The 14,174-nt window shown below is 73.9% G+C and carries 12 protein-coding genes; 3 read left to right on the top strand and 9 right to left on the bottom strand.

Annotated elements, in window-relative coordinates; genetic code table 11:
* Nucleotides 1-95: 95 nt before the first annotated feature.
* From ASC82_RS11020 to rimP, 9 genes are all read right to left on the bottom strand, one after another.
* Nucleotides 96-1,061, bottom strand: a complete 966-nt coding sequence (locus tag ASC82_RS11020; RefSeq protein WP_079039191.1) for a bifunctional riboflavin kinase/FAD synthetase — start codon at nt 1,059-1,061, stop codon at nt 96-98.
* A gap of 31 nt (nt 1,062-1,092) precedes the next feature.
* Nucleotides 1,093-4,959, bottom strand: a complete 3,867-nt coding sequence (locus ASC82_RS30600) for a serine protease (protein WP_056644731.1) — start codon at nt 4,957-4,959, stop codon at nt 1,093-1,095.
* A 194-nt stretch (nt 4,960-5,153) separates the two neighbouring features.
* Nucleotides 5,154-6,053: a tRNA pseudouridine(55) synthase TruB gene (gene truB / locus ASC82_RS11010; RefSeq protein ID WP_056644727.1), complete on the bottom strand. Its 900-nt coding sequence runs from the start codon at nt 6,051-6,053 to the stop codon at nt 5,154-5,156.
* A complete protein-coding gene (gene rbfA, locus ASC82_RS11005; RefSeq protein ID WP_056644724.1) occupies nt 6,050-6,490 on the bottom strand; it encodes a 30S ribosome-binding factor RbfA in 441 nt (146 codons plus the stop codon). The genes truB and rbfA overlap by 4 nt, the downstream gene beginning before the upstream one ends.
* A gap of 29 nt (nt 6,491-6,519) precedes the next feature.
* A complete protein-coding gene (locus ASC82_RS11000) occupies nt 6,520-6,813 on the bottom strand; it encodes a DUF503 domain-containing protein (protein WP_056644720.1) in 294 nt (97 codons plus the stop codon).
* A 148-nt stretch (nt 6,814-6,961) separates the two neighbouring features.
* Entirely contained in the window at nt 6,962-10,054 is a 3,093-nt protein-coding gene (gene infB, locus ASC82_RS29420) for a translation initiation factor IF-2 (RefSeq protein ID WP_079039190.1), read from the bottom strand.
* A 145-nt stretch (nt 10,055-10,199) separates the two neighbouring features.
* A complete protein-coding gene (locus tag ASC82_RS29415; RefSeq protein ID WP_079039189.1) occupies nt 10,200-10,481 on the bottom strand; it encodes a YlxR family protein in 282 nt (93 codons plus the stop codon).
* A gap of 74 nt (nt 10,482-10,555) precedes the next feature.
* Nucleotides 10,556-11,551, bottom strand: coding sequence for a transcription termination factor NusA (gene nusA / locus ASC82_RS10985; protein ID WP_056644713.1), 996 nt, complete (start codon nt 11,549-11,551; stop codon nt 10,556-10,558).
* A 2-nt stretch (nt 11,552-11,553) separates the two neighbouring features.
* The gene (rimP, locus tag ASC82_RS10980; RefSeq protein ID WP_056644710.1) at nt 11,554-12,051 is read right to left on the bottom strand and encodes a ribosome maturation factor RimP; all 498 of its coding nucleotides are present in this window, start codon (nt 12,049-12,051) and stop codon (nt 11,554-11,556) included.
* 198 nt (nt 12,052-12,249) lie between these two features.
* On the opposite strand from rimP, the gene ASC82_RS10975 reads away from it, so the two are divergent.
* The 3 genes from ASC82_RS10975 to ASC82_RS10965 are packed head-to-tail and all read left to right on the top strand — an operon-like array spanning nt 12,250 to nt 14,172.
* Complete coding sequence (locus tag ASC82_RS10975) at nt 12,250-12,810, top strand: hypothetical protein (protein ID WP_056644707.1); 561 nt, start codon at nt 12,250-12,252, stop codon at nt 12,808-12,810.
* Nucleotides 12,807-13,223 carry a ferritin-like domain-containing protein gene (locus ASC82_RS10970; RefSeq protein WP_056644704.1) on the top strand — a complete coding sequence of 139 codons (417 nt, stop codon included), beginning with the start codon at nt 12,807-12,809 and terminating at the stop codon, nt 13,221-13,223. The genes ASC82_RS10975 and ASC82_RS10970 overlap by 4 nt, the downstream gene beginning before the upstream one ends.
* A gap of 49 nt (nt 13,224-13,272) precedes the next feature.
* Complete coding sequence (locus tag ASC82_RS10965) at nt 13,273-14,172, top strand: aminoglycoside phosphotransferase family protein (protein WP_056644701.1); 900 nt, start codon at nt 13,273-13,275, stop codon at nt 14,170-14,172.
* Nucleotides 14,173-14,174 lie beyond the last annotated feature (2 nt).

The following is a 14,174-nucleotide window of genomic DNA, read 5'->3' as shown; positions in this document are numbered from 1 at the left end:
GGCTTGGCCGGTACGGTCTCCGGCTTGGCCGGTACGGTCTCCGGCTGGACCGGCGTCCCCGTCGAGCCGGCTCCTCGGCGCCCGGTGACCGCCCCCTAGGAGGCGGGGTTCTCCCGGTCGTACGTCTCCGTCAGCTCGCGGCTCCGCTTCACGTCCGCCGCCATGGCCTGGAGCAGGTCGTCGAGGGTGTCGAACTTGAGCATGCCGCGCACGTACGCCAGGAAGTCCACGGCCACGTGCAGCCCGTACAGGTCGAGGCCCTCGCGGTCGATCGCGTACGCCTCGACGGTCCGCTCCGTGCCGTTGAACTGCGGGTTCGTGCCGACGGAGATCGCCGCCGGCATGCGCTCGCCCGCGGCCGTCAGCCAGCCCGCGTAGACGCCGTCCGCCGGGATCGCCGTGTGCGGCAGGGTCTCGACGTTGGCCGTCGGGAAGCCCAGCTCGCGGCCGCGCTGCGCGCCGCGGACCACGACGCCCTCGACGCGGTGCGGGCGGCCGAGGATCTCGGCCGCTCCGGCCATGTCGCCCTCGGCGACGAGCCGGCGGGTGAGGGTGGAGGAGAAGGGCTGGCCGCCGCCGGCCGAGCCGCTGACGTACAGGTCGATGACCTCGACCTCGTAGTCGTACGTCTCGCCGAGCTCGGCGAGGAACGCGACGTTCCCCGCGGCCCGGTGCCCGAAGCGGAAGTTGGGGCCCTCGATGACGGCCTTGGCGTGCAGCTTGTCGACGAGCACCTTGACGATGAAGTCCGCCGGGGAGAGCTGGGAGAACTCGGCCGTGAACGGCAGCACGAGCACCGCGTCCACTCCGAGGCCCGCGATCAGCTCGGCACGCCGGTGGTGCGGTGCGAGCAGCGGCGGGTGGCTGCCGGGCCGCACGACCTCGGAAGGGTGCGGGTCGAAGGTGACCACGACCGAGGGGACGCCGAGTTCCCGGGCGCGCTCGACGGCGCGGCCGATGATCAGCTGGTGCCCGCGGTGCACCCCGTCGTAGGAGCCGATGGTGACGACGCTGCGCCCCCAGTCCTGGGGGATGTCCTCCAAGCCACGCCAGCGCTGCACTGTGACCGCTCCTCGTCCGCCTGTTCGCCGATTACGCAGGTCTAAGACTGCCATGCCCACGCCCGTCGGTACGCATCGGCATGGAAGTGCCGGGGCTCCGCAGCGCCCGGACGGTCTCGGGGCCGAGCAGCGGAGCCCACTCCCCCGGTACGGCGACGGTCCATCCGATGAGGAGGACGGCGAAGCCGGGGCGGTCGCGGGAGAGCCCGGACAGGGCCCGGTCGAGCCGTCCGGCGCCTTCGGGGGTACGGGTGTACAGGGCGGCGGCCCGGTGGACGAGCTCCCGGGTACGGGGCTCGCTGCGCTGCCCCGCGCCCTCGGCGGCGGCCGTCAGAAGGGCGTCCAGGACGGAGAACTCGCCGGTCTCCGCCTCGTACCGCTCGTGCTCCAGGAGGACGTCGAGCAGCTCGGCCCGCAGATGACGGGAGGCGCCCGTGCCGGGCGCGGCGAGCACCGGGGCGAGCGCACGGCGGACCGCGGCCGGGCGGCCCCGGATCAGCCCCGAGACGAGCGGGAAGAGGACGGCCCGGGCGGCCGGGCCGTCCTCGAACCGCCGGTCGACGTAGCGGGCGACGTGCCCGGCGCCCTCGGGCAGGCGGGCGACGTAGTCGCGGACGAGGGCGGCGACGCGCCGGGTGAGGGCGGGCGTGTCGATCTCGGCGAGGGCGCGCAGCGCGGCGGCGGCCTCCTCGCCCGTGCCGTGCAGCCGGGACCGGAAGGCGGTGAGGACCGGCCCCGGGTGGGTCGCGAGGGCCTCGGCGAGGGCGGACGCGGGCACCCGGGGCTCGGCGATGGCGCGGGGCAGGTGGCGGGCGCGGGTGTGCGGGTCGCGGACGAGCAGGCCGAGAGCGGGGCCGTGGAGGGCCTGGTCGGCGGGGCGGGCGAGCAGGGCGAGGGCGGCGTAGCGGAGGAGCTCGCGGTCGGCGGGGGCGGTGAGCCGGCCGGCGACGAGGTGTCCGTACGCGGCGGCGGCGACGCGGCGCTCGGGGCGGCCGTCGTCGTGGGCCCAGCGGTCGACGGCCCGGCAGAGCGCGGCGGGCTCGTCCTCGGCGAGGGCGGCGAGGAGCCCGTCGGCGAGCGGATGGGCGGTGGAGACGAGCGCCTCGCACAGGTCGTCGACGGCGAGTCCCCTGTGGGTGTGCAGGAGGGCCTGGGCGGCGGTGGCGACGGTGGCGTGCGGGGCGGAGGGCAGAGGGCGCTCGTCGCCGAACCAGCGGCACAGCAGCGGCTGGACGCCCCGGGGGTCGGCGACGAGCAGCCCGGCGACGGTGTCGAGGCACCGGTCGCCGTCCGCGTCCGCGCCCGGCGGCGGGTCGGCGGGCACGAGCCGCCGCAGCAGGTCGATCCGCTCGTCCTCGCAGAGCGGGAGCCCCTGCCAGAACGCGGTGCCGAACCCGGCGAAGACCGGGTGGCGCGCCCGCCGGCCGCCGATCCGGTCGGCGAGGAACCGGAGCACGGGCAGGTACGGCCGCGGGTCGCCCACCCGGCGCAGGGTCTCCCCGAGCAGGCGGACCGCCCACCAGACGGCGTCGGCGTGCTCGTGCGGCCGGGCACGGGAGTCCCCGTCCGCTCCCCATGCGGCGTCCGCGAACCGGTCGAGGGAGTCGACGAGCGCGGCGAGGCGCGCGGCGAGGGCGGCGGGCCCGTCCTCGCGGTGGAGGCGCAGCAGCGCCTGGAGGACGGGGCCGATGCGGTGGCGGGGCACGGGGAGGTGATCGGCCGACGGCTCGTCGTCCGCGGCGGTCCGCTGCCGGGGCACGTCGGCGGCGGCCGGGGGAACGACACCCCGGTCGGGTACGGATACGGGGACGGGGGCGCTCCCGAGGGACACGAGCGCCCCACCCGGCGAGGACCCCGCCCGGAGGTCCACACCGCCAGTCGAATCGGCCCCGTAGCCGGAACCGGAGCCGGAAGCGGAACCCGAAGCGGACCCGGTACCGGAACCGGAAGCGGAACCAGAACCGGCCCCGGACCCGGCCCCGAACCACTGACCCGCATCCCCCCCGGACCCGGCCCCGAACCACCGGCCCACATCACCCCCGGCCGCGGCCCCGGACCCGGGCCCAAGCCCAAGCCCAGGCCCGGCAAGGGCACCCGACCCCTCGGCCGTCCCCCGACCCGCCCGGCCCGTCCCCCCGCCCCTGCTGTGGACCAGTGCGTCCAGGGCCGCGTCCAGGTCGAGGTGGGCGGACTGGAGCCAGTCGGCGAGTTCCTCGTGGGCGAAGCGGTAGCCGGAGCCCGCGGGGACGAGGAGGCCCTCGGTGAGGACGGCCGAGGCCCACCCCTCGCGCCACGGGAAGAGCTCCTCGAAGGAGGCCCGGTCGAGGACGCCGTGGCCCGGGCCGAGACAGCGGCGGGCGGCCTCGTGGACCTGCCCTGCGACCCGGGCGGCGAGCAGGCGTACGGCGGTGCCCCGGACGAGCGGCCGGGAGCCCGCGGCGACGCGGACGGCGACGCGCAGGCACATCAGGTCCAGGTGGGCCGTGAAGATCTCCTCCCGGCCCGGCCGCCCCGGTACCTCGCCCGGGAGCGCCGCCCGGACCTCGGCGAGCAGCCGCAGGGCGAGCGGATGGCGGGCGTCCGCCTCGGCGAGGTCGGTCTCCCCGATCCCGTACCCCTGCCGGACGGCCCGCGCCTCGGCCTCGGTGTAGGGGCCGAGGACGAGGGCCGCGGGCAGGCCGTCCCCGCTCGGTGTCGCCGGCCGGTGCAGGACCCGCGGGTCGTAGAGGGCGCCTGCCAGGTCCCAGTGCTCGGGGCGGCAGGCCGTGACCAGGCGAGCCCCGTGGGCGCGCAGCCACTGCTCGGTGGCCGCGGTCCAGTCCGCGAGGCGGTGGGCGAGGAGGGGTGGCATCTCCTCGGGGCCGTCGAGGACGACGAGGAGCGGGCGGCCCGCCTCCCGGGCGAGCGAGGCGGCCCTCTCGGGGGTGGCGGTCGCGGTGTCGCCGAGGGCCCCGGAGGCGGCGACGATCCGGCCCGCCTGGCGCAGGGCGCGGCCGACGGCGTCGGCGAGCGAGTGGTCCTCGGCGCGCAGGTCGGCACCGCGCAGCCGGACGGTGGGGGCGGGGGCGACGCCCCGGGCGCGGCGGGCGCAGAGCGCGGCGAGGGCGGTGGTGCGGCCGGTGCCGGGGGCGCCGACCACGGCGAGGACGAGCGACTCCCCCGCCGTGAAGCGGGCGAACTCCCGGACGCACTCGGGGCGTTCGACGGGCTCGGGCCAGGGGTCGGGTTCCCTCGCCGGGCCGGTGGAGGTGGCGGTGAGCTCCAGGATTCCGGCGAGGTTGAGGTCGGGTCCGTAGGCGGGGACGGTGGCGGCGTTGCGCCGGAGGAGGGCGGCGAGCGGGCCGTCGGGCCGCAGCGGCACCGCGTATCCGGCGGCCGGGCGCTCGCCGTGCAGAGCGGTGCCGAGGACGGCGACGACGGTGCCGGTGGCGGTGTCGAGGACGGGGCCGCCCGCCGCCCGGCCGCCGATGCGGAGCGCCTCGGCGCCCTCGGTGCCGATGGCGAGTTCGAGGGCGTCCGCGAGGACGTGGAAGCGGTCGGACGCGGTGTACGTGACGGCGGCGGGGCCGAGGACCCGCGCCTCGCGCCAGCCGTGGGCGGCGATCCGTACGTACGTGCCGGGTTCGATCTCGGGGCGGGTCGCGAGTGCGACGGGCCGGACGCCGAGCCCCTCGGTCCGTACGAGCGCGAGGCCGCTCTCCGGCAGGGCGGTGACGGCCTCGGCCTCGGCGAGCCAGGTCAGGTCGCCCGGGGCGTGCAGGACGACGCGCGCGAGCCCGTCGACCGCCTCATGGCTGGTGACCACCGTGCCGTGATGGTCGGCGAGGAATCCGGTACCGCGCGGCCGGCCCGCCGGATCACAGATTTCCACCAGCGTCGCCAGGTCCCCGCGTCCCATGGTGTCGACCGTAGGTCGCCAGTGATCACCCGGAGAAGCCAGTCGGGAAACGCGCCCCCCGGCGCTCCCCCGTTTCACTCCGAGCGCCTCCCCGATGGGGTGAATCTCCCGGAAGACACTGCGGGGCGGGCACGAATCCGTGCCCGCCCCGCAGTGACGCTCCGGTCCCGGAGACGATCCGGTCCCGGAGGACCTCAGCCGAAGACGGCGAGGCTCTTGGCCTTGCCGCGCTGGTCCTCGACCAGCGCGAGCAGCGTCCCCTCGGGTCCGAAGACCGCGACCGGACCCGCCGGGTAGGACGGCATCTCCAGCCGGACGCCGTTCAGGAGCAGCTTGGCCCGCTTCTCGTCGACGTCCCAGCGCGGGAACGCCGCCTCGGCCGCCTCGGCGACCGGCATGACCGTGAGCTCCTCCTGGAGCTGGTCCAGGGTCCTGGCCGCGTCCAGCTTGTACGGGCCGACGCGGGTGCGGCGCAGCGCGGTCAGATGGCCGCCCACGCCGAACCCGGCACCGAGGTCCCGGGCGAGCGCCCGGATGTACGTACCGGAGGAGCAGACGACCGAGACGACGAGGTCGATGACGGGCGTGCCGTCCTCGGCGGTCGCCTCGCGGACGTCGTACACCCGGAAGGAGGAGACGGTGACCGGGCGGGCCGGGATCTCGAACTCCTCGCCGCCGCGCACCCGCGCGTACGACCGCTTGCCGTCGATCTTGATCGCGGAGACCTTCGACGGCACCTGCATGATGTCGCCGGTCAGCTCGGCCACGCCCGCGTCGATCTGCTCCCGGGTGACCTTCGAAGCGTCGACCGACGCCGTGATCTCGCCCTCGGCGTCATCGGTGATCGTGGTCTGGCCCAGGCGGATGGTGCCCAGGTACTCCTTCTCGGTCAGCGCGAGGTGACCGAGCAGCTTGGTCGCCCGCTCCACGCCGAGGACGAGGACGCCCGTGGCCATGGGGTCGAGCGTGCCCGCATGGCCCACGCGGCGGGTCCTGGCGATCCCGCGCATCTTGGCCACGACGTCATGCGAAGTGAAGCCCGACGGCTTGTCGACGATGACAAGGCCGTCGGGCGTCTTTGCTGCGTTGCTCATTCGGCGGCTTCGTCCTCGCCCGGCTTCTTGTAGGGGTCGGCGTCGCCCGCGAAGGCGGCGCCCGAGGACGCCTCCCGCACCTGAGCGTCCGAGGCCCGCGCCTTGTCGAGGAGGTCCTCGATCGTCTTGGCGTTCTCCGGAAGGGCGTCGGCGATGAACGTCAGGGTCGGGGTGAACTTGGTCCCCGCCGCGCGGCCCACGGCCGAACGGAGGACGCCCTTGGCGCTCTCCAGACCGGCCGCGGCGCTCGCACGGTCCTCGTCGTCGCCGTAGACCGTGTAGAAGACCGTGGCCTCCCGCAGGTCACCGGTGACGCGGGTGTCCGTGATGGTCACGTGCGTACCCAGGCGAGGGTCCTTGACGCCACGCTGCAGCTTCTCGGCGACCACCTCCCGGATGAGGTCTGCCAGCTTCTTCGCCCGCGCGTTGTCGGCCACTGGTCCTTCTCCTTCTTTGCCTTGCTCAATCAGTCTTCATCAGTGTGGAGCCTTCGGCGCACCGAAAGCAGCTCCACCTCGGGACGCGCGGCGACGAGCCGCTCACAGCGGTCGAGCACGTCCGATACGAACCCGGGGTCCCCGGCCACCAGCGCGACGCCCAGCCGGGCCCTGCGGTGGAGGTCCTGGTCGCCGACCTCGGCCGCGCTCACAGAGAACTTGCGCTGGAGCTCGGCGACGATGGGGCGGACCACGGAGCGTTTCTCCTTCAGCGAGTGGACGTCGCCGAGGAGCAGATCGAAGGACAGAGTCCCCACGTACATGCGGTGCCGGATGTCCCGCCGGTTCGGGTTCGGTGGCCTGCCGGGCCGTCGCTCGGCAGGGTCACCAGAACCGTACACGCAACGGCCGGGGCCGATCGACGGAATAACTTCCGCCGACCGGCCCCGGCTCGCTACTGCGATCGGACGATCAGGCGCGGGGCTTCTCGCGCATCTCGTACGTCGCGATGACATCGTCGATCTTGATGTCGTTGAAGTTTCCGAGGTTGATACCACCCTCGAAGCCTTCGCGGATCTCGGTGACGTCGTCCTTGAAGCGGCGCAGACCGTGGATCGTGAGGTCCTCGGCGATGACCTTGCCGTCGCGGACGAGGCGCGCCTTGGTGTTGCGCTTGACCTCGCCGGAGCGGATGAGGACACCGGCGATGTTGCCCAGCTTGGACGAGCGGAAGACCTCGCGGATCTCCGCCGTACCGAGCTCGACCTCTTCGTACTCCGGCTTGAGGAGACCCTTCAGGGCCGCCTCGATCTCCTCGATGGCCTGGTAGATCACCGAGTAGTACCGGACGTCGACGCCCTCGCGCTCCGCCATCTGCGCGGCACGGCCGGCCGCACGGACGTTGTAGCCGATGACGATGGCGTCGGAGCCCATGGCCAGGTCGATGTCCGACTCCGTGACCGCACCCACACCGCGGTGCAGGACGCGGATGTCGACCTCTTCGCCGACGTCGAGCTGGAGCAGCGAGGCTTCGAGGGCCTCGACCGCACCGGACGCGTCGCCCTTGATGATGAGGTTGAGTTCCTGGACGAGACCGGCCTTGAGCACCTTGTCGAGGTCCTCGAGGGACACCCGGCGGACGCGCTTGGCGAAGGCGGCGTTGCGCTCACGCGCAGCGCGCTTCTCGGCGATCTGACGCGCCGTACGGTCCTCGTCGACCACCAGGAGGTTGTCGCCGGCACCCGGCACGTTGGTGAGACCGAGCACCAGGACGGGAGTCGACGGGGTCGCCTCCTCGACGTTGTTGCCCTTGTCGTCGAGCATCGCCCGGACGCGGCCGTACGCGTCGCCGACCACCACGGTGTCGCCGATGCGCAGCGTTCCGCGCTGGACGAGGACGGTGGAGACGGCACCGCGACCACGGTCGAGGTGGGACTCGATCGCAATACCCTGCGCGTCCTGGTCCGGGTTGGCCCGGAGGTCGAGCGAGGCGTCGGCGGTGAGGACGACGGCCTCCAGCAGGGAGTCGATGTGCAGACCCTGCTTGGCGGAGATGTCGACGAACATCGTGTCGCCGCCGTACTCCTCGGCCACCAGACCGAACTCGGTCAGCTGACCGCGGACCTTGGTCGGGTCGGCACCCTCGACGTCGATCTTGTTGACCGCGACGACGATCGGGACGCCGGCGGCCTTGGCGTGGTTGAGCGCCTCGATCGTCTGCGGCATGACGCCGTCGTTGGCCGCGACCACGAGGATCGCGATGTCGGTCGACTTCGCACCACGGGCACGCATGGCGGTGAACGCCTCGTGACCCGGGGTGTCGATGAAGGTGATGCGACGCTCTTCGCCGTTGACCTCGGTACCCACCTGGTAGGCACCGATGTGCTGGGTGATGCCACCGGCCTCGCCCGCGACGACGTTCGTCTTGCGGATCGCGTCGAGAAGTCGGGTCTTACCGTGGTCGACGTGACCCATGACGGTGACGACCGGCGGACGGGAGACCAGAGCCTCTTCGCCACCCTCGTCCTCGCCGAACTCGATGTCGAAGGACTCGAGCAGCTCGCGGTCCTCCTCCTCGGGGCTGACGATCTGAACGGTGTAGTTCATCTCGTCACCGAGCATCTGCAGCGTGTCGTCGGAGACCGACTGCGTCGCCGTGACCATCTCGCCGAGGTTCATCATCACCGCGACGAGCGACGCCGGGTTGGCGCCGATCTTCTCGGCGAAGTCGGTGAGGGAAGCACCGCGCGACAGGCGAATGACCTCGCCGCCACCGCGGGGCAGCATCACGCCGCCCACGGACGGGGCCTGCATGGCCTCGTACTCCTGGCGCCTCTGACGCTTCGACTTGCGACCACGACGCGCGGGACCGCCGGGGCGACCGAAGGCGCCCTGCGTGCCACCACGGCCACCCGGACCGCCGGGACGGCCGGCGAAGCCACCGGGACGACCGCCGAAGCCGCCGCCACCGCCGGGACCACCCGGACGACCGCCGCCGCCACCACCGGGACCACCGGGACGGCCGGCGAAGCCGCCGCCGCCACCGCCGGGACCGGCCGGACGACCGGCGAAGCCGGGACGACCGCCGCCACCACCGGGGCCGCTCGGACGGCCGCCGGGGCCACCGGGACCACGACCGCCAGGACCGGGGCGCGGGCCGGCAGCGGGACGCTGCGGCATCATGCCCGGGTTCGGACGGTTACCGCCGGGCGCGCCGCCCGGACGGGGAGCCTGCGGGCGAGGCATGCCACCGGGGGTGGGACGCGCGCCGCCCTGACCCTGCGGACGCGGGGCGCCACCGGGGCCACCCTGCGGACGCGGAGCGCCCGGAGCGGCGCCGGGGCCGCCCTGCGGACGCGGGGCGCCGCCACCGGGGCGGGGCGCCTGCGGGCGCGCCATACCGGTGGAGCCACCCGAGGTGAAGGGGTTGTTGCCGGGACGCGGACCGGCCGGACGGGCACCGCCCGGACGCGGGGCGCCCTGGCCCTGCGGACGCGGGGCACCCTGACCCTGACCCTGCGGGCGCGGGGCCTGCTGGGCGGGGCGGGCGGCCGGGCGGGGGCCCGGGGTCGCGCCGGCGGGACGCTGACCGGCGGCCGGAGCCGACGGAGGCGCGGTGAACTCCGGAGTCGTCGGAGCCGGGGAGGCCGGCGCAGGCTTCTGCGGGGCCGGGGGCTTCGGACCCGGGGTGGGCCGCGAACCCGAGGTGGGCGCCGCGGCGGGCTTCTCCGCGACCACGGGCTTGGGCGCCGCCGGGGCGGGCGCTCCAGGCTTCGGGGCGGCGGGACGTGCAGCCTGCGCCGGGGACGGCGCGGGGGATGCCGGCGCCGGCTTGGGCGCGGCGGGGGAGGGCGCTGCCTTGCGGGGCGCGCCGGGCTTGGCAGCGGTCTTGCCGGCGTTGCCGCCGGGACCCTGCAAAGCGTCAGTCAACTTGCGCACGACCGGCGCCTCGATAGTCGAGGACGCCGAACGGACGAATTCACCGAGTTCTTGGAGCTTGGCCATGACGACCTTGCTCTCTACGCCGAACTCCTTGGCGAGTTCGTATACCCGGACCTTAGCCACTTCGCTCCTTTTAGGTCCGGTTACCGCCGGACCGTCGCTACTTCATGGGCGTACTCATCGCGTACTCATCGAGTGCTCATCGCAATCTCGACCTACTTCCAACTCGCGAGGTACCTGACCGCACGGTGATCCGTGCCGTACTTCTTCACTGCGGTGCCGACCGCTCGACGTGGTGACGGAGTGCCGCGGTGTCGAGCGGGCCCTGGACCTTGAAGGCCCTCGGGAACGCTCGGCGGCGGACCGCCAGGTCGAGACAGACCACGGCGGGATGCAGGTACGCACCCCGGCCGGGCAGCGTACCGCGATGATCCGGAACACACTCGTCCTTATTCACCACGATCCGCAGTAGATCGCTCTTGGCCGCTCGCTCCCGACATCCCACACAGGTTCGTTCAGGGCATACGCGGGCTTGCGTCCGGCCAGACACGATTAAGTCTACCTCCCCGTACCGACCTCACCCGTTCAGGGCAAGAATCGAACAGCTGTTGGCCAAAAACGGTCTCAGTCCTGCGGACCGGTCGGCTCCGTGTCCGGACGGATGTCGATCCGCCAGCCGGTCAGGCGCGCGGCGAGGCGGGCGTTCTGGCCCTCCTTGCCGATCGCCAGCGACAGCTGGTAGTCGGGGACCGTCACGCGGGCGGACCGGGCGGCCATGTCGACGATCTCGACCCTGGAGACCCGCGCCGGGGAGAGCGCGTTGGCCACCATCTCGGCCGGGTCGTCCGACCAGTCGACGATGTCGATCTTCTCGCCGAGCAGCTCCGCCATCACGTTGCGGACGCGGCTGCCCATCGGGCCGATGCAGGCACCCTTGGCGTTCAGGCCCGAACGGGTGGAACGCACGGCGATCTTGGTGCGGTGACCCGCCTCACGGGCGATCGCGGAGATCTCGACGGAACCGTCGGCGATCTCCGGCACCTCCAGGGCGAAGAGCTTCTTCACCAGGCTGGGGTGCGTGCGCGAAAGGGTGACGGACGGACCGCGGACACCACGGGCCACCCGGACGACGTACGTCCGCAGCCGCAGACCGTGCGAGTAGTCCTCGCCCGGCACCTGCTCCTGCACCGGAAGAATGGCTTCCAGCTTGTCGTCGAGACGGACCAGGACGTTCTTCGGGTCCTTGCCCTGCTGCACCACACCGGCGACGACGTCGCCCTCGCGGCGCGCGTACTCGCCGAACGTCACGTCGTTCTCGGCGTCCCGCAGTCGCTGCTGGATCACCTGGCGGGCGGTGCTCGCCGCGATCCGGCCGAAGTCCGACGGGGTGTCGTCGAAGTCCTTGGGCTCCTGGCCCTCCTCCAGCTCGGAGGGGTCCTCCTTCGCCCACACCGTCACGTGACCGGTCTGCCGGTTCAGCTCCACGCGCGCGTGGCGGCGGGCGTCGGGGGTGCGGTGGTACGCGATGAGGAGGGCCGACTCGATCGCCTCGACCAGCAGGTCGAAGGAGATCTCCTTCTCATTCGCCAAGCCCTTGAGCAGCTTCACGTCGATGTCCACGGCTACGCCTCCTCTTCCTTCTTGTCCTTGCGGTTGAACTCGATCTCGACACGCGCCTTGGCGATCTCGGCGAACTCGACCCGGCGGGCGGTGGGCTTGCGCCCCTTCACACCCGGCACTTCGAGGTCGAGGCCGTCCTCGTCCACGGCGAGGATCCGGGCGACGAGTTCGTCGCCCTCGACGAGCTGGAGCTTGGCCAGGCGGCCGGTGGCCCGCACGTAGTGGCGGTGCTCGGTCAGGGGGCGGTCGGCGCCGGGGGAGCTGACTTCGAGGACGTACTCGCCCTCGCCCATCACGTCGGTCTCGTCGAGCTTCTCGGAGATCTCACGGCTCAGCTCGGCGCAGACGTCCAGCTCCACGCCCTCTTCCGAATCGACGACCACGCGCAGCAGTCCACGACGGCCGGCCCGGGACACCTCGATCTCTTCCAGATCCAGGTCCTTCGCGTGGACGAGCGGCTCAAGGAGTCCGCGCAGCCTGTCGCTCTGGGTGGTGCTCATCCGGGTGACTCCTCGGCCGCGTGTGCTGTTGTGGGTTCGTCGCGTGTCGTCGCGTGTCGTCGCGTGTCGTCGCGTGTCAGACCAAAGGGTATCCGGTCCCGGAGGGTGTTGCCGTCCACCGCCCCGGGGCCCGCGGGTACGCTCGCCTGCGGTGATCTCGACGATCTTCGACGACGGACGACGGACGAGGGAGAGAGCGTGACGACGACGGGCAGGCGCGCACTCCTCAGGGCGGGCGCGGCGGCGGGAGCGGTGGCCCTCGTGGGCTGCACCTCCTCCGAGGGCGGCGAGGGCCCGCGGAAGCCGAGCGCCGCCGAACTGGAGGCCGAGCGGGTGGCGCGCGCCGAGGCGGCGCTGCGGCTCCGCTCGGTGACCGCCGCGCGGGGCCTGCTGGAACGTTACGACACGACGCTCGCCGCGCATCCCGCGCTCGCACCCCGGCTGACCCCGCTGCGGCGCTCGGTGGCGGCGCACGCGAAGGCCCTGGGCGAGGGCGGGACCACGGTGAAGCCCGTGACGACCTCCCCCACCCCTTCCGTATCCGCCTCCGCTTCGGCGTCGACGGCACCCGCGCCCGTACCGGCCCCGGCCGACCCCCGTGCGGCGCTCAAGGAGCTCGCGGCGGCCGAGCGCAAGGCCGCCGACCGGCACACGAACGCCCTGCTCACGGCCCCGCCGGAGTACGCGCGGCTGCTCGCGTCCGTGGCGGCGGCGAGCGCCGCGCACGCCTACCTGCTGACCGAAGGAGCACCCGCATGAGCGCCCTCGACGCCGCCCAGGCGGCCCTGGCCGCCGAACACGCGGCGGTGTACGGGTACGGGGTCGTCGGCGGCCGGATCGGTACGGAGCGCAGGGCGGAGGCCACCGCCGCCTACGAGGCCCACCGGGCCCGCCGGGACGCGCTGCGCCGCACCGTGCGGGACCTCGGCGGCGCGCCGGCGGTCGCGGCGGCCGCGTACGAGCTGCCCTTCCGGGTCGCCGACGCGGCGGGCGCCGTGCGGCTCGCGGCCGTCCTGGAGGACCGGGTGGCCGGGGTCTACTCCGACCTGGTCAGGGCCGCCGAGGGCCCGCTGCGGCGCGACGCGGCCGCCGCGCTGCGGGAGGCGGCGGTACGCGCGGTCCGCTGGCGCGGCAGCGGCGTAACCTTTCCTGGGCTCGCCGAGCGGGTGTGAGTCCAGCCCCTACCGGGGACCGACCGAACGTCAGAAGGACAACGCACGCATGGCTTTCGAACCGCCGGAGCGACTCGTACGGGCGCTCGGCGAGACGTACGGGGACACCGCGGCGGCCGAGTGGCTCGGGCCGCTGCCGGAGCACGCGCGGACCACGCTCGACCGGGCGTCGCTCGACGCCGAGAGGGTGGTGGCCCCCGGCGGGCGGAGCAGTCTGGTCCTCCTCGTCCGGCGCTCCGACGACTCCCCCGCCGCCCTCAAGGTCGCGCCGTCCTTCGCCCGCCCCGACCTGGAGCGGGACGCGCTCGCGCACTGGAACGGCTGGGGCGCCGTCCGGCTGCTCGACGAGACCACGGACGGCGGACTCGTCCTCGAACGGCTGCAGCCCGAGGTGTCGCTGCGCTCCCTGCCGGAGGCCAAGGCACTCCTGGAGGCGGCCGGGGCCGTGCGGAAGCTGTGGGTCGAGCCGCCGGCCGGGCACGGCTTCGAGTCGGTGGCCGAGCGGACGGAACGGCAGGCCGCGGCGATGGAGCCGTACCGCGCGGACCCCGCGACCGGCGAACTGACCGCCGCGGCGCTCGCCGCGCGCGAGGAGCTGGTGGCCGCCCCGGACGAGACGCTGCTGCTGCACGGCTGCTTCCGCCAGGGCAAGGTGCTCGCCGGCGACCGGGCCCCCTGGCTGGCCGTCGGTCCCGAGCCGCTCGTCGGCGAGCGCGCCTACGACCTGGCCCGGCTCGTCCGCGACCGGGTGGAGGACCTGGTGGGCGCCTCGGCGGGCGCGTCGACGGCCCGGCGGCGGGTGAACAAGCTGGCCGACTCCCTCGACATGGACCGGGAGCGGCTGCGGGGCTGGACCCTGTTCCGCGCGGTCGAATCGGGGACGCGGGCGCTCACGGCGGGGCGGCGGCAGGACGCCGAGCTGCTCCTTGAGTTCGCGAGCTGGCTGTAGGG

The sequence above is a fragment of the Streptomyces sp. Root431 genome, from assembly GCF_001426585.1.
Taxonomy (GTDB): Bacteria; Actinomycetota; Actinomycetes; order Streptomycetales; family Streptomycetaceae; genus Streptomyces; species Streptomyces stackebrandtii.
The sequence above is the reverse complement of the archived record's forward strand: the minus strand, read 5'-3'. Positions and strand labels throughout refer to the sequence as shown.

Bases quoted from the DNA above. Each gene is read 5' to 3' on its own strand.
- ASC82_RS30600 (WP_056644731.1), bottom strand. From the start codon at position 4,959: ATGGGACGCGGGGACCTGGCGACGCTGGTGGAAATCTGTGATCCGGCG.
- truB (WP_056644727.1), bottom strand. From the start codon at position 6,053: ATGAGCAACGCAGCAAAGACGCCCGACGGCCTTGTCATCGTCGACAAG.
- ASC82_RS11000 (WP_056644720.1), bottom strand. From the start codon at position 6,813: ATGTACGTGGGGACTCTGTCCTTCGATCTGCTCCTCGGCGACGTCCAC.
- rimP (WP_056644710.1), bottom strand. From the start codon at position 12,051: ATGAGCACCACCCAGAGCGACAGGCTGCGCGGACTCCTTGAGCCGCTC.
- ASC82_RS10970 (WP_056644704.1), top strand. From the start codon at position 12,807: ATGAGCGCCCTCGACGCCGCCCAGGCGGCCCTGGCCGCCGAACACGCG.
- ASC82_RS10965 (WP_056644701.1), top strand. From the start codon at position 13,273: ATGGCTTTCGAACCGCCGGAGCGACTCGTACGGGCGCTCGGCGAGACG.